The 18,328-nt window shown below is 72.1% G+C and carries 17 protein-coding genes; 8 read left to right on the forward strand and 9 right to left on the reverse strand.

Annotation, left to right across the window (positions count from 1 at the left end; translation table 11 throughout):
* Window positions 1-140 precede the first annotated feature (140 nt).
* A complete protein-coding gene (locus tag D1J60_RS18645) occupies window positions 141-836 on the forward strand; it encodes a phosphatase PAP2 family protein (RefSeq protein WP_125821850.1) in 696 nt (231 codons plus the stop codon).
* A 116-nt stretch (window positions 837-952) separates the two neighbouring features.
* On the opposite strand, the gene D1J60_RS18650 is transcribed toward D1J60_RS18645, so the two are convergent.
* A complete protein-coding gene (locus tag D1J60_RS18650) occupies window positions 953-1,195 on the reverse strand; it encodes a hypothetical protein (protein ID WP_125595604.1) in 243 nt (80 codons plus the stop codon).
* 481 nt (window positions 1,196-1,676) lie between these two features.
* Between D1J60_RS18650 and D1J60_RS18655 the strand changes: the two genes are divergently transcribed.
* The gene (locus D1J60_RS18655) at window positions 1,677-2,531 is read left to right on the forward strand and encodes a hypothetical protein (protein WP_125821851.1); all 855 of its coding nucleotides are present in this window, start codon (window positions 1,677-1,679) and stop codon (window positions 2,529-2,531) included.
* 147 nt (window positions 2,532-2,678) lie between these two features.
* Complete coding sequence (locus D1J60_RS18660; RefSeq protein WP_241253640.1) at window positions 2,679-2,831, forward strand: hypothetical protein; 153 nt, start codon at window positions 2,679-2,681, stop codon at window positions 2,829-2,831.
* A 67-nt stretch (window positions 2,832-2,898) separates the two neighbouring features.
* Here the strand turns inward: D1J60_RS18660 and D1J60_RS18665 are convergent, their stop codons facing one another.
* On the reverse strand, window positions 2,899-3,213 hold the full coding sequence (locus tag D1J60_RS18665; RefSeq protein ID WP_042801353.1) for a metal-sensitive transcriptional regulator: 315 nt from the start codon (window positions 3,211-3,213) through the stop codon (window positions 2,899-2,901).
* Between the two features lie 193 nt (window positions 3,214-3,406).
* On the opposite strand from D1J60_RS18665, the gene D1J60_RS18670 reads away from it, so the two are divergent.
* Both D1J60_RS18670 and D1J60_RS18675 read left to right on the forward strand, forming a co-directional pair.
* Window positions 3,407-4,027 carry a DUF47 family protein gene (locus D1J60_RS18670; RefSeq protein WP_007265452.1) on the forward strand — a complete coding sequence of 207 codons (621 nt, stop codon included), beginning with the start codon at window positions 3,407-3,409 and terminating at the stop codon, window positions 4,025-4,027.
* Window positions 4,028-4,032: 5 nt separating this feature from the next.
* A complete protein-coding gene (locus tag D1J60_RS18675; protein ID WP_007265453.1) occupies window positions 4,033-5,031 on the forward strand; it encodes an inorganic phosphate transporter in 999 nt (332 codons plus the stop codon).
* 239 nt (window positions 5,032-5,270) lie between these two features.
* On the opposite strand, the gene pstB is transcribed toward D1J60_RS18675, so the two are convergent.
* The 6 genes from pstB to D1J60_RS18705 form a co-directional block, all read right to left on the reverse strand.
* Window positions 5,271-6,047, reverse strand: a complete 777-nt coding sequence (pstB, locus tag D1J60_RS18680; protein WP_125595607.1) for a phosphate ABC transporter ATP-binding protein PstB — start codon at window positions 6,045-6,047, stop codon at window positions 5,271-5,273.
* A gap of 29 nt (window positions 6,048-6,076) precedes the next feature.
* On the reverse strand, window positions 6,077-7,159 hold the full coding sequence (gene pstA, locus D1J60_RS18685; protein WP_125821852.1) for a phosphate ABC transporter permease PstA: 1,083 nt from the start codon (window positions 7,157-7,159) through the stop codon (window positions 6,077-6,079).
* The gene (gene pstC / locus D1J60_RS18690) at window positions 7,159-8,148 is read right to left on the reverse strand and encodes a phosphate ABC transporter permease subunit PstC (RefSeq protein WP_125595611.1); all 990 of its coding nucleotides are present in this window, start codon (window positions 8,146-8,148) and stop codon (window positions 7,159-7,161) included. Before pstC ends, pstA begins: the two co-directional genes overlap by 1 nt.
* 125 nt (window positions 8,149-8,273) lie before the next feature.
* Window positions 8,274-9,413: a phosphate ABC transporter substrate-binding protein PstS gene (gene pstS / locus D1J60_RS18695; RefSeq protein WP_125595613.1), complete on the reverse strand. Its 1,140-nt coding sequence runs from the start codon at window positions 9,411-9,413 to the stop codon at window positions 8,274-8,276.
* A gap of 657 nt (window positions 9,414-10,070) precedes the next feature.
* On the reverse strand, window positions 10,071-11,033 hold the full coding sequence (locus D1J60_RS18700; RefSeq protein ID WP_125821853.1) for a CHAD domain-containing protein: 963 nt from the start codon (window positions 11,031-11,033) through the stop codon (window positions 10,071-10,073).
* Window positions 11,014-13,371, reverse strand: coding sequence for an RNA degradosome polyphosphate kinase (locus D1J60_RS18705; RefSeq protein ID WP_206436541.1), 2,358 nt, complete (start codon window positions 13,369-13,371; stop codon window positions 11,014-11,016). The genes D1J60_RS18700 and D1J60_RS18705 overlap by 20 nt, the downstream gene beginning before the upstream one ends.
* A gap of 452 nt (window positions 13,372-13,823) precedes the next feature.
* On the opposite strand from D1J60_RS18705, the gene D1J60_RS18710 reads away from it, so the two are divergent.
* The 3 genes from D1J60_RS18710 to D1J60_RS18720 are packed head-to-tail and all read left to right on the forward strand — an operon-like array spanning window position 13,824 to window position 17,321.
* Window positions 13,824-15,071, forward strand: a complete 1,248-nt coding sequence (locus tag D1J60_RS18710) for a trypsin-like peptidase domain-containing protein (RefSeq protein WP_125821854.1) — start codon at window positions 13,824-13,826, stop codon at window positions 15,069-15,071.
* A gap of 52 nt (window positions 15,072-15,123) precedes the next feature.
* Window positions 15,124-15,858, forward strand: a complete 735-nt coding sequence (locus D1J60_RS18715; RefSeq protein WP_125821855.1) for a response regulator transcription factor — start codon at window positions 15,124-15,126, stop codon at window positions 15,856-15,858.
* A complete protein-coding gene (locus D1J60_RS18720; protein WP_125821856.1) occupies window positions 15,855-17,321 on the forward strand; it encodes a HAMP domain-containing sensor histidine kinase in 1,467 nt (488 codons plus the stop codon). Before D1J60_RS18715 ends, D1J60_RS18720 begins: the two co-directional genes overlap by 4 nt.
* On the opposite strand, the gene D1J60_RS18725 is transcribed toward D1J60_RS18720, so the two are convergent.
* A complete protein-coding gene (locus D1J60_RS18725; protein ID WP_125821857.1) occupies window positions 17,301-18,299 on the reverse strand; it encodes a phosphatidylinositol-specific phospholipase C in 999 nt (332 codons plus the stop codon). The two genes, D1J60_RS18720 and D1J60_RS18725, sit on opposite strands and share 21 nt — an antisense overlap.
* Window positions 18,300-18,328 lie beyond the last annotated feature (29 nt).

The following is an 18,328-nucleotide window of genomic DNA, read 5'->3' on the forward strand; positions in this document are numbered from 1 at the left end:
TGATCATTCGGTGGAGAGTGGAACGTCCCAGGCAGAACGGGCGTTCCATGAGCACGGGGGGTCGTTCGGCTGGGGGGCTGAAGGGGGCGCACACCGTCGTGCGCCCGCAGGGGACCTACGCAGGCAAGGGGCCGTGGCACATGGCTGGACTCACGACCGGTGGGCCGAACGTGGATGTCAGCCTGCTGTACGGGATCAACTCCCTCTCCCGGCACGCCCCCGGCTGGTTCGACCGGGCCGTGGCCTTCGCCGGGTCGTACGGGCTCCCGCTGGCCATGGTCCTGCTCGTGCTGTGGTGCTGGCGCGGCGCCAGGCGGCAGGACGAGACGACCGCCGCCGAGTCGTTCGCCGCGCTCGTGTGGGCCCCGCTCGCCGCCGCCGTGGCCCTCCTCGTGAACGTCCCGCTGCGCGGATTCGTCGCCCGGCCGCGGCCGTTCCTCCAGCACGACGGCATCGAAGTGCTCGGCGGCGCGGGCGCCCCCGGCTCCGGGTTCTCCTTCGTCAGCGACCACGCCACGCTCGGCATGGCCCTCGCCGTCGGGGTGTTCCTCGTCAACCGCCGGCTCGGGCTCGTCGGGATCGGGCTGGCGCTCGCCGAGGGGATGTGCCGGGTCTACCTCGGCGTCCACTACCCCACCGACGTCATCGGCGGCTTCGCCCTCGGCACCGCCGTCGTCCTGCTCCTCGCCCCGCTCGCCATGGCGGCGCTCGCCCCCGTCGTCAGGGCCGTCGCCCGCTCGGCCCGGTTCGGAGTGCTCGTACGGGCCCGCGAGCGCGTCGTGGCCCGGCCCGTCGAGCTGGCGCAGCGGCCGGCCGAGAGCGACCTCGCGGCGTAGGCCGTGTCGAGCCGGAGCCGGCTACGGGCTCCAGAGCGCCAGCAGGAGCGCCACCAGCAGGCACAGGGCCGCCGCGGCGAAGCACAGCCGCACCGCCGTCGGCCGGGAGCGCGGGGTCACTGCTCGCCGCCCCCGCCGCGCCCGCCCCGATGCTCCGTCCCCCTGCCGTCGCGGCGGTAGCGGGAACGCAGCCACAGCCCGGTCGCCACGGCGGCCGCGGTGGTGAGCCCGACGGCCAGCGCCACGTCGGCCGGCCCGTCCGCCGAGCCCACCGGGCGGGCCCAGGCGGCCGCGGCCGGGGTGAGCACGAGCAGCAACGCCCAGCAGAGGGCGGCGAGGGAGCGTGCGGTACCTGGCATGGAACCAGCGCAACCGCTCCCCGGGCCCCCGGCCAGCCGGGACGTCCGAACGGAGGAAACGGAAGAAGAGGGTCAGCCCGCGGTGTGTCTGCCGGCGTCCCTGCGGGCCAGGTCACGGGAGCGGCGGGCCGGCCCCGTCCAGCCGCAGCTGCACACGGCCAGGCAGAACGAGCCGCGTTCCGCGGTGCTGGTGGAGTGGCCGACGGGCGGCCGAGCCGGTTCCGCGTGGTCTCGCGGGTCGGGCACAACGGTAAACGGAGCGACCGGGGTCGCCTTGGTGTGCGGGTCCACCCCTCCACGGTACCGGGGCCCGACCGCAGCCGGTACGGCCCCCGGAACCCGGCGGCCCGTTACGGGAAACCCCGGACCTCGTTAACCGGAGCGGGTGGGGGCCTCGGGCAAACAGCGGTCACGCGTTGGGGGTTGGCAGGCGATGGTGGTGCACCAGCACAGGCGACCGAGAAGGCGTGCGGGTGAGGCGGTGGTCGCCGTCTGTGCGGCCCTGGCCGTGGCGGCGCTCAGCGCGTGCGGCGCGGCGAGCGGCACGGGCACCGACGGCGGCAGCGGCCCGGCCGGCGGCAGCGGCCCCGGCGGCGGGAGCGCGAAGGGCGCCCGCGACGACCGGCCGCCGGGAGACCCGGCCGCCGCGGTGCGCGGGGCCGCCGACGCGCTGACCGCCGCCGGGAGCGCGCAGACCCGTACGGCCATGGAGATGGCCACCGGCGGCACCCGGGTGACCATCCGGGGCGAGGGCGGGGTCGACTTCCGCAAGCGGATGGGCCAGCTGCTGGTGATGCTCCCCGCCGACGTGAAGGGGCAGCCCGAGCACCGGCCCATCACCGAGCTGCTCGTCCCCGGCGCGCTCTACATGAAGAACCGGGGCGCCGGAGTCCCCGACGACAAGTGGGTCCGGCTCGACACCACCACCCTCTCCGACGGGAACCTCGTCACCGGCGGCGCCACCGACCCGGTGGCCGCGGCCGAGCTGCTGCGGGGCGCGCAGGAGGTCACGTACGTCGGTGAGACCGACCTGGCCGGCACCAAGGTGCGCCACTACCGGGGTACGACGGACATCGCGCGGGCCGCGCAGAGCGCCTCCCCGGGCGTCAAGGGGGCCCTGGAGGCGGCGGCGAAAGGGTTCAGCAAGGACAGCGTCCCCTTCGACGCCTACCTCGACGAGGAGGGGCGGCTGCGCAAGGTCCGGCACCGCTTCACCTACGTCAAGAATGGCGTGATCGATGTCTCCTCGACCACGCTGCTCTACGGTTTCGGGACTCCGGTGACCGTCGTATTGCCCCCAAGCGGGGACATTTACGCCGGGAAGATCGCCGAGTAGCCGTCCGGGCGGTCCGAAGCGGTGCCTCCGGGCCATGGCGCCGCTATCCGGAAATGGTCCATCCGTGTCATGCGCGGAACGGGGCCCGCTCCCTAGGCTGGGATGCCGAGCGCCGACGGGCGAGGACGGCAGAGAGAGGTGACACGCGTGACTCCCGCAGGCGGCATGTCGGTGCAGGACCACGTGGCGCTCGCCGAGATCGAGCTGTGCGGCGAACTGATCATCGCGGCCTCGGCGGCGGCCGAGGACCGGCTGAGCCAGGACCGGATCGACGAAGTGCTGATGAGCGTCTGCCCGTAGCCGCGGTGGCCTGCGGGGCCGCGCCCCCGGACGGTGTCCGGGGGGCCGGCGCGGGCGGGGCCGGTCGTCAGCTGCGCAGCAGGCGGGCGATGGCCTTGGTGGCCTCCTCGACCTTCGCGTCGATCTCGGTGCCGCCTTTGACCGCGGCGTCCGCGACGCAGTGGCGCAGGTGCTCCTCCAGCAGCTGGAGGGCGAAGGACTGGAGGGCCTTCGTACTGGCCGAGACCTGCGTGAGTATGTCGATGCAGTACACGTCCTCGTCGACGAGGCGCTGGAGGCCGCGGATCTGGCCCTCGATCCGGCGCAGTCGCTTGAGGTGCTCGTCCTTCTGGTGGTGGTAGCCGTGGACGGCTCCGGAGCCCTCCGCCTCGATGGTGGTCATCGGTCCTCCCGTGGTCCGGAAAGAGGGGTTATACCCCTCATGGGTATAGGGTACTTCGCCCAGGCCGGGGGGACAGGGGTCCGTGACGCCCACTCTGCCTGATGGAGGACACTGGGGAACGGCCGGTTAGCCGTGGCCGGGGGATGCGCCTAGCATCAGCCTGACCGAATCCAATGCACCCCGAGGACCTCACGTGCGATTTCGTCTGACCCCCAGGGAGACGAGCTTCTACGACATGTTCGCCGCATCCGCGGACAACATCGTCACGGGCTCCAAGCTCCTGATGGAACTGCTCGGAGCGGATCCCTCCGCCCGGGCCGAGATCGCGGAGCGGATGCGGGCGGCGGAGCACGCGGGCGACGACGCCACTCACGCGATCTTCCACCAGCTGAACTCGTCCTTCATCACGCCGTTCGACCGCGAGGACATCTACAGCCTCGCCTCGTCGCTCGACGACATCATGGACTTCATGGAGGAAGCGGTCGACCTGGTCGTCCTCTACAACGTGGAGGAGCTGCCCAAGGGCGTCGAGCAGCAGATCGAGGTGCTGGCGCGGGCGGCCGAGCTGACCGCCGAGGCCATGCCGCACCTGCGGACGATGGAGAACCTCACCGAGTACTGGATCGAGGTCAACCGCCTCGAGAACCAGGCCGACCAGATCCACCGCAAGCTGCTCGCCCAGCTCTTCAACGGCAAGTACGACGCCATCGAGGTGCTGAAGCTCAAGCAGATCGTCGACGTCCTCGAAGAGGCCGCCGACGCGTTCGAGCACGTCGCGAACACGGTGGAGACCATCGCCGTCAAGGAGTCCTGAACCTCGTGGACACCTTTGCGCTGGTCGTGACCATCGGTGTCGCGCTCGGCTTCACATATACGAACGGCTTCCACGACTCGGCGAACGCCATCGCCACCTCCGTCTCGACGCGGGCCCTGACGCCGCGCGCGGCGCTGGCGATGGCCGCCGTGATGAACCTGGCCGGTGCCTTCCTCGGCAGCGGGGTGGCCAAGACGGTCAGTGAGGGCCTGATCGAGACGCCGCACGGCAACAAGGGCATGTGGATCCTGTTCGCGGCCCTGATCGGCGCGATCGTCTGGAACCTGATCACCTGGTACTTCGGGCTGCCCTCGTCCTCCTCGCACGCGCTGTTCGGCGGCATGGTGGGCGCGGCGCTGGCCGGCGGGACCGAGGTGATCTGGTCGGGCGTGGTCGAGAAGGTCGTCATCCCGATGTTCGTCTCGCCCGTCGTCGGCCTGGTGGTCGGCTACCTGGTGATGGTCGTCATCCTGTGGATGTTCCGGCGGGCCAACCCGCACAAGGCCAAGCGCGGCTTCCGTATCGCGCAGACGGTCTCGGCGGCGGGCATGGCGCTCGGCCACGGTCTGCAGGACGCGCAGAAGACGATGGGCATCGTGGTGATGGCCCTGGTCATCGCGGACGTGTCGGCGGCCGGCGACCCGATCCCGGTGTGGGTGAAGATCGCCTGTGCCGTGATGCTGTCGCTGGGTACGTACGCGGGCGGCTGGCGCATCATGCGTACGCTCGGCCGCAAGATCATCGAGCTGGACCCGCCGCAGGGCTTCGCGGCGGAGACCACCGGTGCCTCGATCATGTTCGGCTCGGCGTTCCTCTTCCACGCGCCGATCTCCACCACCCACGTGATCACCTCGGCGATCATGGGCGTGGGCGCGACCAAGCGGGTGAACGCGGTCCGCTGGGGCGTCGCCAAGAACATCATCCTCGGCTGGTTCATCACCATGCCGGCGGCCGCGCTGGTGGCGGCGGTCAGCTTCTGGATCGTGAACCTGGCGTTCGTCTAGCCGGAGCCGGCTCCCCCTGCTGGGGGTCCGGGGGTCATCCCCCGGGGGATGCAGTATCACCATGCCGGCGGCCGCGCTGGTGGCGGCGGTCAGCTTCTGGATCGTGAACCTGGCGTTCGTCTGAGCGCGGACGTGAAAGCGGGCCGGCTCCCCCCACCCAGGGGGAGCCGGCCCTTTTCTTTCGCCCTGCGGTGGCACCGCCATGCAGCACCGCAGGACGTTCAGGCGGGGTCCGGCGTCTAGCCGAAGCGGCCCGAGATGTAGTCCTCGGTCGCCTGGACGGACGGGTTGGAGAAGATCCGGTCCGTGTCGTCGATCTCGATCAGCTTTCCGGGCTGGCCGACGGCGGCGAGGTTGAAGAAGGCGGTGCGGTCGGAGACGCGGGCCGCCTGCTGCATGTTGTGCGTCACGATGACGATCGTGAAGCGCTCCTTCAGCTCCCCGATCAGGTCCTCGATGGCGAGGGTGGAGATCGGGTCGAGGGCGGAGCAGGGCTCGTCCATCAGCAGGACCTGCGGCTCGACCGCGATGGCGCGGGCGATGCACAGACGCTGCTGCTGGCCGCCGGAGAGGCCGGAGCCCGGCTTGTTCAGGCGGTCCTTGACCTCGTTCCAGAGGTTGGCGCCCTTGAGGGACCGCTCCACGATGTCCGCGAGCTCGGACTTCTTGTAGCTGCCGTTCAGGCGCAGGCCCGCCGCCACGTTGTCGAAGATCGACATGGTGGGGAAGGGGTTCGGGCGCTGGAAGACCATGCCGACCGTGCGGCGGACCGCGACCGGGTCGACGCCGGCGCCGTACAGGTTCTCGTCGTCCAGCAGAACCTTGCCCTCGACGCGGCCGCCGGGGGTGACCTCGTGCATGCGGTTCAGGGTGCGCAGGAAGGTGGACTTGCCGCAGCCGGAGGGGCCGATGAAGGCCGTCACGGAGCGGGGTTCCACGGTCATCGAGATGTCGTCGATGGCCTTGTGGGTGCCGTAGAAGGCGGAGAGGCCGCTGACGTCGATTCGCTTGGCCATGAGGGTCACTTCGCTTTCATTCGGTCGCGTCAGCGACCGGTCTTCGGGGCCTTCCAGCGGGCTATGCCGCGGGCCACCAGATTGAGGATCATGACGAAGGCGATCAGGACGAGCGCCGCGGCCCATGCCCGGTCGTAGGAGGCTTCACTGCCGACCTTGTACTGCTCCCAGATGTAGAGGGGGAGCGAGGACTGGGCGCCTTCGAAGGGGTTGCCGTTGATCAGCTGGGTGCCGAAGACCAGCAGCATGATCGGCGCGGTCTCGCCGGCGATGCGGGCGATGGCGAGCATGACGCCGGTGGCGATGCCGCCGATGGCGGTGGGGAGCACGACCTTGAGGATCACGCGCCACTTCGGCACGCCGAGGGCGAGGGCGGCCTCGCGCAGCTCGTTCGGGACGAGCTTGAGCATCTCCTCGGTGGAGCGGACCACGACGGGCATCATCAGGATCGACAGGGCCATCGAGCCGGCGAAGCCGGAGGGGCCGAAGCCGAGCGCCAGGTTCCAGGTCGTGAGGATGAACAGGCCCGCGACGATGGAGGGGATGCCGGTCATGACGTCGACGAAGAAGGTCACGGCCTTGGCGAGGCGGCCCTTGCCGTACTCGACCAGGTAGACGGCGGTCAGCAGGCCGATGGGCGCGGCGATCAGGGTGGCCAGGGCGACCTGCTCGATGGTGCCGAGCAGTGCGTGGTAGACGCCGCCGCCCTCCTCGAAGCTGGTGACGCCGTTCATCGAGTGGCTGAGGAAGTCGCCGTCGAGGGCCTTGATGCCGCGGCTGATCGTGGTCCAGATCAGCGAGAGCAGCGGGATGACCGCGAGGACGAAGCAGACCCACACGAGGGAGGTCGCGACGCGGTCCTTGGCCTGGCGGCGGTTCTCGACGACCGAGCTGGCGACGTACGTGATCGCGACGAACAGCAGCGCCGAGATCAGGCCCCACTGGACCTTGCTGTGCAGGTCGGCGACGGCGCCGGTGCCGCAGCCGAGGGCGACCGAGAGGGCCGCGATGCCGGCCGGGGCCCAGCGGGGCAGGCCGCCGCGGGTCAGGCCGGCGGGGGAGGAGGACTTGCGGGCCCCGACGGGGCGCGGGTCCTGGAGTGCGTGGCTCATCAGGCGTTCGCCCCCGAGAAGTCCTTGCGACGGGCGATGATCAGGCGGGCTGCGCCGTTGACCAGCAGGGTGAGCAGGAAGAGGACCAGGCCGGAGGCGATGAGCGCGTCACGGCCGAACTCGTTGGCCTCGTCGAACTTCGCGGCGATGTTCTGCGCGAAGGTGCCGCCGCCGGGGTTCAGGACGTGCAGGGAGATCAGGAAGCTGGGGGAGAGGACGGTGGCCACGGCCATGGTCTCGCCGAGCGCGCGGCCGAGGCCGAGCATCGAGGCGGAGATGACGCCGGAGCGGCCGAAGGGCAGCACCGACATGCGGATGACCTCCCAGCGGGTCGCGCCGAGGGCCAGGGCGGCTTCCTCGTTCATGCGCGGGACCTGGAGGAAGACCTCGCGGCTGACACTGGTCACGATCGGCAGGATCATGATCGCGAGCAGGATGCCGACGGTGAAGAGCGAGCGGGCGACGCCGACCTGGGTCTTGTCGAAGACGTAGGTCCAGCCGAGGTACTCGTCGAGCCAGAGGTTCAGCCCGTTCAGCTGCGGCACCAGGAAGAGGGCGCCCCAGATGCCGTAGATGATCGACGGCACGGCGGCCAGCAGGTCGACCACGTACGCGAGGGGCGCGGCCAGCTTGCGCGGCGCGTAGTGCGAGATGAACAGGGCGATGCCGACGGCGATCGGGACGGCGATGGCCATCGCGATGACCGAGCTGACGACGGTGCCGAAGAGCAGGACGGCGATGCCGAAGACGGGCGGGTTGGCCGACGCGTTCCAGTCGAGGGTGGTGAGGAAGTTGCCCTCGTTCTTCGACAGCGCGATCGAGGCGCGGTAGGTGAGGAAGACGGCGATCGACGCCATGATCACCAGGAGCAGGACGCCGGAGCCCTTGGAGAGGCCGGCGAAGATCTTGTCACCGGCACGGCCGGTGGACCTCGCGCTCCTGGAGACCGGCGGAGCCGGTTCTATGTGCGTGGGTGTGGTGGAAGCCATGGTCTTTCCGGTCTGTGTGGGGGGCGGGCCCCCTGGCGGCGGTGCACCGGATTTCCCCCGGGTGGAGGGGGAGGGTCCCGGGTCCCGGGCCGATCAGCGGATCGGCCCGGGCCGGGAGGGTGTGGCTAGGCCAGCGACTTGATGGCTTCGCGGACCTTGGTGTTGATCTCGGCCGGGATCGGCGCGTAGCCGTTCTCGGTGAGGACCTTCTGGCCCGCGTCCGAGGCGGTGTACTCGAGGAAGGACTTCACGGTGCCGAGGGTCTCGGCCTTGTTGCCCTTGTCGCAGACGACCTCGTAGGTGACCAGGACGATCGGGTACGCGCCCTCGGCCTTGGTGGTGTAGTCGAGCTTCAGGGCCAGGTCGGAGCCGGTGCCGGCGACCTTGGCGGCGGCGATGGCCTTGGAGGCGTTCTCCGGGGTGGCCTTGACCGGGGCGCCGGCGCCGGTGTTGACGTCGACGGTCTTGATGCTCTGCGAGGTGGCGTAGGAGAGCTCGAAGTAGCCGATCGCGCCGTCGACGGCCTTGACCTGGGAGGCGACACCGGCGGAGCCGGACGCGGCCTGGCCACCGGGGGCCGGCCACTTCTTCGCGGCGTCGTAGGTCCAGGCGTCGGGGGCGGCGGCCTTGAGGTACTTGCCGAGGTTCTCGGTGGTGCCGGAGTCCTCGGAGCGGTGGAAGGCCTGGATGGCGGTGGAGGGGAGCGTGACGCCGGGGTTCAGCTTCTTGATCGCCTCGTCGTCCCACTTCTTGATCTTGTCGTTGAAGATGTTCGCGAGGGTCGCGGCGTCCAGGTTCAGCTTGTCCACGCCGGAGACGTTGAAGCCGATGGCGATGGGGCCGCCGACCATCGGCAGGTTGATGCCCTGGCCGCCGGTGCAGACCTTCTTCGAGTCCTCGACCTGCTCGGGCTTCAGCGCCGAGTCCGAGCCGGCGAAACCTACGGTGCCCTGGTTGAAGGCGACGATGCCCTCGCCGGAGGAGGAGGACTTGTAGTTCACCTCGACGCCGGAGCAGGCGGCCATGTAGTTCTTCACCCAGAGGTCCACCGCGTTCTTCTGCGCGGAGGAGCCGGAGGCGAGGAGCTTGCCCTTGGCGCCTTCGCACTTGATGTCGCCGGGCGCCGGGGCCGAGGCCTTGGTGGTGCCGTCGGCGCCGGTCTTCGTGTTGTCGTCCGAGCCGCACGCCGTGAGGACCAGGGCGCCGGACACGACGAGGGCCCCGAGGGCGGAGGCACGAAGCCGGTTCTTGCGCTGAAGCTTCACTTTCGGGTGTTCCTTCCGAGGGGCCGCCGGCCGCTTTCTGTTTCGGGGCGGCGTGCGAAGAGGACTACGGGCTGCTGTGGTGCGGCGCCGTGTTTTCCCGATCGGCTCGCACCGTGCGCTACCGAAATTAGGCAGAACAGGTGAAGCGGTCGACCGCGCTTGGTGAACGGGGGGTGAACCATGGCGGACGGCCCGGTGCGGATGGGGTGGTTTGTACCTGGGCGCAATCGGGCGTTATCCGCCCGTTATGCCGCTGTTACCCTCTCGGGGCCGTTGCCCTGGCCGTTGCCCTGGCCGGGCGGGGTGGCTGGATTTCGCCGGTCCCGTGCCGGGGAGCCCGCCCCGTCCAGCGTCTCAGACTTGACCGGCCGACGCCGGGCGCGGGCTGCCGCTGCGCGGTGCGAGGTCCCCGACCCGCCCTTCGCCCGTTCCCAGGGGCGCTGCCCCTGACCCCGCGCCTCAAGCTCCCCCAGCTACCGCTGGGGGGTGCCCCCAGGGGGGCTGGAGAACCCGGGGCTCCGCCCCGGACCCCGATACCGGGCGCTCCGCGCCCGGTGCGCTCAAACGCCGCGCGGGCTGGACAATCCAGCCCCGCCGGCGATTGAGGCGCGGGGGGCCGGGGCGCAGCCCCGGGGATCAGCCCGCGTGGCGGCGGGGTCAGGGGAGGGCGGGGGCCGGGTGCCAGATGTGGTGGAACGAGAGGCGGGCCGCCTCCACCGCGTGGCGCTGGTCGGCGTGCAGCACGCCCAGCGCGTACGCCGTCGCCGGGGCGATCCGCGGGGTGCGGGCGGCCGTCGCCGAGGCGGTGGCGGCCTCCGACGCGTCCCGGTGGAGGTCCAGCGCCTCTCCCGCCGCCGAGAGCCGGGCCACGTCCCCGCCCAGCACCTCCCGCGCGTACCGGTGCACGCGCAGCAGCCGGCGCACCTCGTGCCAGGAGGCGTCCTCGTGCGCCGCGTACGGGGTGCCCTGCGCGGCGGGGAGCGCGCAGACGGCTCCCGTGAGCCGGGTTGCGGTCACCTCCGCCAGCGGTTCCAGCACGTCCCCGACCCGGCCCCGCGCCGCCACCGGGTCCAGCGGCACCTCCGAGGCCAGCACCGCCACCGCGTCCGCGACCGCGTGGAAGCGGGACGACCCGAGGGCCTGGAGGGTGGCCGAGTGCGCCCGCGTGCGCGCCAGCGTGAGCTGCCGCTCCAGCAGGGCGCCCGCCCGCGCCGAGCCCACCGTGAGGGCGCCCGGCGCGGCCGCCCCGCCGCCCCGCGGGGCCGGCAGGTCGGGGGAGCCGGACAGCCGCTGCAGGGCTTCCATCAGCCGCGACAGCCGGGCGGCGTACGCGTGTTCGTCGGCCAGTGTGGACGACAGCCAGACCAGCTCCGTGCGCAGCGAGTCCGCCCAGCGCGTCTCGGTGACCGCCCGGAACGTGCTCAGCGATCCGGCGATCCGGCGCGCCGCGCTCCGCAGCCCGTACGCCGCCTCGCCGCTCTCCGCCGGGTCGGCGGACGGGCCGCCGGCCGCTCCGGCTTCGTGCAGGCGCAGCGCCCGCAGGAACGCGGTGGCCTGGGACCGCAGGTACACGCCGAGCACGTCACCTGCGGTCGGGTCGTCATGGTTTGGCAGAGCCACGCCGGCGCCTCCGGGCGTCTATGAGCATCTCCTGTACGTGCCGCAGCGGCTGGCCCTCGGCGTCGGTGCTGTGCCGGGTCCATTCGCCGTCCGGGCCCAGGTGCCAGGAGGAGGTGGCGTCGGACATGCCGGTCTCCAGCATCCGGTCCAGGGCCGCTCGGTGGGCCGGGTCGGTGACCCTGACCAGCGCCTCGATGCGGCGGTCGAGGTTGCGGTGCATCATGTCGGCGCTGCCGATCCACACCTCGGGCTCGCCGCCGTTGCCGAAGGCGAAGACCCGGGAGTGCTCCAGGAAGCGGCCGAGGATGGATCGGACCCGGATGTTCTCCGACAGGCCGGGGACGCCGGGGCGCACGGCGCAGATGCCGCGCACCCAGATGTCGATGGGCACGCCCACCTGGGAGGCCCGGTAGAGGGAGTCGATGAGGGCCTCGTCGACGATCGAGTTCATCTTCAGCCGGACCGACGCCGGGCGGCCGGCCCGGTGGTGGTCGGCTTCCTTGTCGATGCGGGAGATCAGCCCGTCGCGCAGGGACTTGGGGGCGGTCAGCAGCCGGCGGTAGGTCTCGCGGCGGGAGTAGCCGGAGAGCCGGTTGAAGAGGTCGGACAGGTCCGCGCCGACCTGCGGGTCGGCGGTGAGCAGGCCGAGGTCCTCGTACAGGCGGGCGGTCTTGGGGTGGTAGTTGCCCGTGCCCACGTGGCTGTAGCGGCGCAGGGTGTCGCCTTCCTGGCGGACGACGAGGGAGAGCTTGCAGTGCGTCTTGAGGCCGACGAGGCCGTAGACGACGTGGCAGCCGGACTCCTCCAGCTTGCGCGCCCACTTGATGTTGGCCTGCTCGTCGAAGCGGGCCTTGATCTCGACGAGTACGAGGACCTGCTTGCCGGACTCCGCGGCGTCGATCAGGGCGTCGACGATGGGGGAGTCGCCGGAGGTGCGGTACAGCGTCTGCTTGATCGCGAGGACGTCCGGGTCCGCGGCGGCCTGTTCGAGGAAGGCCTGCACGGAGGTGGAGAAGCTGTCGTAGGGGTGGTGCAGCAGCACGTCGCGCTCGCGCAGTGCGGCGAAGATGTCGGGCGCGGACGCGGACTCCACCTCGGCGAGGTCCCGGTGGGTGCCGGCGACGAACTTCGGGTACTTGAGCTCGGGCCGGTCCAGGGAGGCGATGCCGAAGAGGGCGGTCAGGTCGAGCGGGCCGGGCAGCGGGTACACCTCGGCGGCGCTGACGTTCAGCTCCTGCACGAGGAGGTCCAGGACGCCCGGGTCGATGGACTCCTCGACCTCCAGGCGGACGGGCGGGCCGAAGCGGCGCCGCATGAGCTCCTTCTCCAGCGCCTGGAGGAGGTTCTCGGCGTCGTCCTCCTCCACTTCGAGGTCCTCGTTGCGGGTGACGCGGAACATGTGGTGCGCGAGCACCTCCATGCCGGGGAACAGCTCCTCCAGGTGCGCGGCGATGACGTCCTCCAGGGGGACGTAGCGCTGCGGGGAGGCCTCCAGGAAGCGGGAGAGGATCGGCGGCACCTTGACGCGGGCGAAGTGGCGGTGGCCGCTGACGGGGTTGCGCACGACGACGGCCAGGTTGAGGGAGAGGCCGGAGATGTACGGGAAGGGGTGCGCGGGGTCCACGGCCAGTGGGGTGAGCACCGGGAAGATCTGGTTGCGGAACAGGGTGAAGAGCCGTGCCTGCTCCTTCTCGGTGAGGTCGGGCCACCGGATGAGGTGGATGCCCTCCTCGGCGAGCTGGGGGGCGATGTCGTGCTGGAAGCACGCGGCGTGCCGGGCCATGAGCTCGCGCGAGCGGGTCCAGATCAGGTCCAGTACCTCACGGGGCTGGAGGCCTGAGGCCGAACGGGTGGCGACGCCGGTCGCGATGCGGCGCTTGAGTCCGGCGACGCGGACCATGAAGAACTCGTCGAGGTTGCTCGCGAAGATCGCCAGGAAGTTGGCGCGCTCCAGCAGCGGGGTCGCGGGGTCCTCGGCGAGCTCGAGCACCCGCTCGTTGAAGGCCAGCCAGCTGCGCTCCCGGTCGAGGAACCGGTTCGGGGGGAGCTCGCCGGTGTCGTCCTTGTCCTCGTAGGCGTCCAGGTCGGCGTCGAGGTCGGGATCGAGGTCGACGTGGCCGGTCACGCGGGCGGCGTGGGGCCGGTGGGCGGCTATGGACCCGAGGCGGGGCTTGCTGCCGCCGTCGCCGCCGTCCGCCTTCTTGCCCGTGCCCGTGCCTGTGTCTGGACCTGTGCCGCTGCCGGCACCGGTACTGCCCGTTCCGTTTCCGGTCGCGGGGGTGTGAGACGAGTGCTGTGCGGGGACCTCGGTGGGGCCTGCGCTGGGCTGGTGGCTCATGACTCCATTCTTCCGCGCACGCGGCAGGACAGGCGCGTCGGAAGGGTCTGCCGTGAGGCGGAGTCGGGGCTGCATGACGTGAGGCTCGCAAGCACGTCTGAATGCCCGGTTAATGGCGTATGGCTTCTAGGGTCGGGGGCGGCGACCGGTGCCCGGCGGCCGGGCGGGCCTCCGCTGCCGGCCCGGGAGCGCGCGCAGCACGTACGGGGCGGCGAGCGGGGCCTGCGCCCCCACGGAAGCCGCGCCGAGCGGCGGGACCAGTACGCCCCGGAGTCGGCGGGCGCCGCTGCGGGCATGGTCGTCCCCCTGGTCGTCCCCACCGGTTTGAACGCGTTCGGAACATCGTGCGGCCGGGCCGGGGCCCAGGTGCTTATGTCGGGCGTACGCGGTTCTGCCGGGCTTCTCAGCCGGGACTCAGATTGCTCTCATGATCCGGGGACAGAGTCAGAGACATGACCGAGAGCTTCCGCCGCGAAGGCGAGTACCCCCAGGAGAACGGCCCGGCCCGGAACGCGCCCTTCGGGGACGACTGGCAGCGGGGGCGCGAGCGGCTGGCACGGGACGCCGGTGCCGCCGGCTATCCGCCGCCGCCCCCGTACCCGCCGGCGGCCGCCCCGGCTCCCGGGTGGCACGAGGCGCACCAGCCGCCCGTCATCCAGGGCGAGACCGTCCCGGCGGCCGGCGGCAGCGGCGGCAGCGCGGGCAGCGGCGCCGGGTGGGACGCCTGGGGCTCCGCGGCCGCCGCCGGCCCGGCCGGCCCCGCGCACGCGGCCCGCGCCAAGCGGCCGGTCGCGCTGCTCGCCGCCGTCGCCCTCGCGGCGGCCCTGGTCGGCGGCGGAACGGCCGTCGCCGTGCAGCAGCTCCTCGGACAGGCGGGCGCCGCCGTCGCCGGCGTGAACGGCACCAACGTCTCGCAGTCCGCCAACGGCACCGTCTCGGGCGTCTCCGAGCAGGTCAGCCCGTCCGTCGTCCGCATCGACACCCGCACCGCCTCCGGCCAGGGCACCGGCTCCGGCATCGTGCTCACCGCCGACGGCGAGATCGCCACCAACAACCACGTCGTCAACGGAGCCTCCGAGATCCAGGTGACGATGAGTGACGGGAAGAAATACAGCGCCAAGATCGTCGGGACCGACCCCGGCAAGGACCTCGCCCTCATCAAGCTCCAGGGCGCCGGCGGCCTGAGGCCCGCCAAGCTCGGCGACTCCGACCGCCTCAAGGTCGGCGACCAGGTCGTCGCCATCGGCTCCCCCGACCGCCTCACCGGCACCGTCACCAGCGGCATCGTCTCGGCGCTGAACCGCGAGGTGAACGTGCCCAAGTCCGAGAACCGCCAGCAGCAGAGCCCGCAGCGCCAGCGCGGCGGCTGGCCGTTCTCGTACGACGGTCAGCAGTTCAACGGCGACACCGGCGCCAACACCACCTCGTACAAGGCCATCCAGACCGACGCCTCCCTCAACCCCGGCAACTCCGGCGGCGCCCTCGTGAACATGAACGGCGAGATCGTGGGCATGCCCTCCGCGATCTACTCGCCCTCCAGCGACGGCTCGAGCGCCGGCAGCGTCGGCCTCGGCTTCGCGATCCCGGTCAACACGATCAAGGCCGACCTCGACTCCCTCCGCAAGGGCGGCCCCGGCGGCGGGAGCAGCCAGGACAACGGCTCCGACAGCAGCGGCAACGGCTTCGGCATCTCCTTCTGACACCCTGGGACGTGCCCCGCGCACCGACCACCACCCCTGGGGGACCCCGACCATGAATCCCGCCGAAGGCGACCCGCAGCGCATCCTCGTCGTCGACGACGAACCGGCCGTGCGCGAGGCCCTGCGCCGCAGCCTCGCCTTCGAGGGGTACGAGGTGCGGACCGCCGTCGACGGGCTCGACGCCCTCGACCAGGCGGCCGCGTACGCCCCCGACCTGATCGTCCTCGACATCCAGATGCCCCGGATGGACGGCCTGACGGCCGCCCGACGGCTGCGCGCCGCCGGCAGCGTCACCCCGGTGCTGATGCTGACCGCCCGGGACACCGTCGGCGACCGCGTCACCGGCCTCGACGCGGGCGCCGACGACTACCTCGTCAAACCGTTCGAACTGGACGAGCTCTTCGCCCGCGTCCGCGCCCTGCTGCGCCGCAGCTCCTACGCCGCCCCCGCCGCCGGCCCGGAACCGGCCGGCGACGCCCTCTCCTTCGGCGACCTGCGCATGGACCTCGCCACCCGCGAGGTCACCCGGGGCGGCCGGCCGGTGGAGCTGACCCGCACGGAGTTCACCCTGCTGGAGATGTTCCTGGCGCACCCGCGCCAGGTGCTGACCCGCGAGCAGATCCTCAAGACGGTGTGGGGCTTCGACTTCGAGCCCAGCTCCAACTCCCTGGACGTCTACGTGATGTACCTGCGCCGCAAGACCGAGGCGGCCGGCGAGCCGCGCCTCGTGCACACCGTGCGCGGGGTCGGCTACGTCCTGCGCGCCGGCGAGGGCGGGCCCGAATGACGGGTCCCGCCGACCGGTTCCGCGCACTGCCGCTGCGCTCCCGGCTGGCGCTGCTGGTCACCGTCGCCGTCGCGGTGGCCGTCGCGGCGGTGGCCGGGGCGTCCTGGGTGATGGTGCGGGCGCAGCTCAACGACCAGCTCAACCAGTCCCTGAGGGCCACCGACCCCAGCGAGCAGGTGCTCCGCACCCTGCGCGAGGGCTGCACGCTGCGCCCGCCGCCGAACCAGATGGACATCGCCGGGGACCTGAACGCGACCGTGCAGATCGTCACCGCCGAGGGCGGCCGCTGCTGGGTGAGCGGACGGACGGACCTGCCCGCCACCCAGACCGACCAGGACGTCGCCGCCGGCCGCAGCACCGCGCGGCTGCACGACGCCACCACGGCCGACGGCGACCGGATGCGCGTCTACACGATCGGCCGGCGCCTGACCACCGGCGGGCCGACCTTCGGGATCTCCATCGCCAAGCCCCTCGCCGACATCGACAAGCCCCTGTCCACCCTGGCCTGGGTGCTGCTCCTGGTCTCGGGCATAGGGGTCGTCGGCGCGGGCGCGGCCGGCCTGTGGGTGGCCCGCACGGGGCTGCGGCCCGTGGACGAGCTCACCGGTGTCGTCGAGCACGTCGCCCGCACCGAGGACCTGACCGTGCGCATCCCGGACGAGGGCGACGACGAGATCGCCCGCCTGTCGCGTTCCTTCAACGCGATGACCGCCGCGCTCGCCTCCTCCCAGGAACGCCAGGCCCAGCTGATCGCGGACGCCGGTCACGAGCTGCGTACGCCGCTCACCTCGCTGCGCACCAACATCGAGCTGCTCGCGCGCAGCGAGGAGACCGGCCGGGCCATCCCGCCCGAGGACCGCCGCGAGCTGCTCGCCTCGGTCAAGGCGCAGATGACGGAACTCGCCGCGCTGATCGGGGACCTCCAGGAGCTGTCCCGCCCCGACGCCGCCCCGCACGCCCCGCTCGGCGTGGTGGCCCTGCACGACATCGCCGCCTCGGCGCTGTCCCGGGCCCGGCTGCGCGGCCCCGAGCTGCGGTTCGGCTCCGCCCTGGAGCCCTGGTACGTGCGGGGCGAGGCGGCGGCGCTGGAACGGGCGGTGGTCAACCTGCTGGACAACGCCGTGAAGTTCAGCCCGCCGGGCGGCGCCGTCGAGGTCTCGCTGCGCGCGGGCGAGCTGACCGTACGCGACCACGGGCCGGGGATCCCGCCCGAGGACCTCCCGTACGTCTTCGAGCGGTTCTGGCGCTCCGAGTCGGCCCGTGCCCTGCCCGGCAGCGGGCTGGGCCTGTCCATCGTGGCCCGCACGGCGGCCCGCTCGGGCGGCGGCGCCGAGCTGCGCGCCGCCGCGGACGGGGCGGGCGGCACGGAGGCGGTGCTGCGCATCCCGGGCGCGCCGTCGCCGCCGCCGTCGGAGCAGCCGTCGCCGCGGCCGCCGTCGCCGTCAGTTGTGCCGGAGCAGTGAGGCGACCAGGCCGGAGCGGGTGTTCGGGAAGTCCATCGGGACGATGCCGAGGCCGGTGCGGCCGCTGAGTTCGGAGCCGTCGACGAAGCCGTGGACCTGCGGGTTCAGCCGGTCGGAGTTCCAGCGCGGGGGCATGTACGCGGCGGTGCTGACGTAGTTGACGAAGAGCCTGCCGGGCTCCCGGACGGCCTTGCGGAAGTGGTCCTCGATGCGGACGCGCTTGGCGAAGGGCTCGGTGTTGTAGTCGTCCTGGATGTCGAAGACGCCGCCGTCGCCGTAGCGCAGGCCCGGCAGGCCGGCGTTGTCGGCGAGGAGGACGACCCTGCCGCGGGCCTGCCCGAGGGCGGGCAGGGTGTCGGCGATCCGGAAGAGGGGGCGCCAGCCGCGGCGGTCGAGGTAGTCGTCGAAGACGGCGCGGAAGGCGGCGTCGGAGTCGGTGGAGTACTCCTGCTTGACGCGCATCAGGACCGTCTCGGAGGGGTGCGCGGCGAGGAAGTCCCGGCAGGCGGCGAGGACGTCGCCGAACATCAGGTCCTGGAAGAACGAGCCGTGGTGGATGGCGAACGAGCCGCCCGTGACCCGGCAGCGGACGTCGAGGAAGCGGATGCCGGAGTCGAGCTGCTGGGCGATGGAGGTGTTCTGGCAGGCGACGTAGAGGCCGCCCTTGGTGGCGCCGGAGTCGTGGGTGCCGGGGATGGTCATCCGCTGGAGGGCGGTGGAGTCGGCGAGCCCGGCCATCCAGTCCTGGGTGCCGAGGGCCCTCGCGGGGGCGGGGGCGGCGTGAGCCGGTGCCGCCGCCCCGAGTCCGAGGAGCGCGCCCGTGCCCACGGCCGCGGCGCCGGCGAGGAAGGCCCGCCGGTCCGGTGCGGTGCGCGCGCCCGTGGCCCTGCGTGCCCCCGGACGCGTACGCGGAGCCGTGCCCGTTCCCGTGCCTGCGTCCGCACCCGTGTCCGTGTCCGTGCCTCTGCCCGCGTCCATGCCCCGCCCCTTCGCCGACCTGGTGGTGG

Origin of the sequence: Streptomyces sp. W1SF4 (assembly GCF_003950035.1) — a bacterium.
GTDB classification, from domain to species: Bacteria; Actinomycetota; Actinomycetes; order Streptomycetales; family Streptomycetaceae; genus Streptomyces; species Streptomyces racemochromogenes.

Excerpts from the sequence above, each read along its gene's own strand:
- D1J60_RS18645 (WP_125821850.1), top strand. The coding sequence starts at position 141 with ATGGCTGGACTCACGACCGGTGGGCCGAACGTGGATGTCAGCCTGCTG.
- D1J60_RS18650 (WP_125595604.1), bottom strand. The coding sequence starts at position 1,195 with ATGCCAGGTACCGCACGCTCCCTCGCCGCCCTCTGCTGGGCGTTGCTG.
- D1J60_RS18665 (WP_042801353.1), bottom strand. The coding sequence starts at position 3,213 with ATGACCACCATCGAGGCGGAGGGCTCCGGAGCCGTCCACGGCTACCAC.
- pstB (WP_125595607.1), bottom strand. The coding sequence starts at position 6,047 with ATGGCCAAGCGAATCGACGTCAGCGGCCTCTCCGCCTTCTACGGCACC.
- pstA (WP_125821852.1), bottom strand. The coding sequence starts at position 7,159 with ATGAGCCACGCACTCCAGGACCCGCGCCCCGTCGGGGCCCGCAAGTCC.
- pstC (WP_125595611.1), bottom strand. The coding sequence starts at position 8,148 with ATGGCTTCCACCACACCCACGCACATAGAACCGGCTCCGCCGGTCTCC.
- D1J60_RS18705 (WP_206436541.1), bottom strand. The coding sequence starts at position 13,371 with ATGAGCCACCAGCCCAGCGCAGGCCCCACCGAGGTCCCCGCACAGCAC.
- D1J60_RS18710 (WP_125821854.1), top strand. The coding sequence starts at position 13,824 with ATGACCGAGAGCTTCCGCCGCGAAGGCGAGTACCCCCAGGAGAACGGC.
- D1J60_RS18715 (WP_125821855.1), top strand. The coding sequence starts at position 15,124 with ATGAATCCCGCCGAAGGCGACCCGCAGCGCATCCTCGTCGTCGACGAC.
- D1J60_RS18720 (WP_125821856.1), top strand. The coding sequence starts at position 15,855 with ATGACGGGTCCCGCCGACCGGTTCCGCGCACTGCCGCTGCGCTCCCGG.
- D1J60_RS18725 (WP_125821857.1), bottom strand. The coding sequence starts at position 18,299 with ATGGACGCGGGCAGAGGCACGGACACGGACACGGGTGCGGACGCAGGC.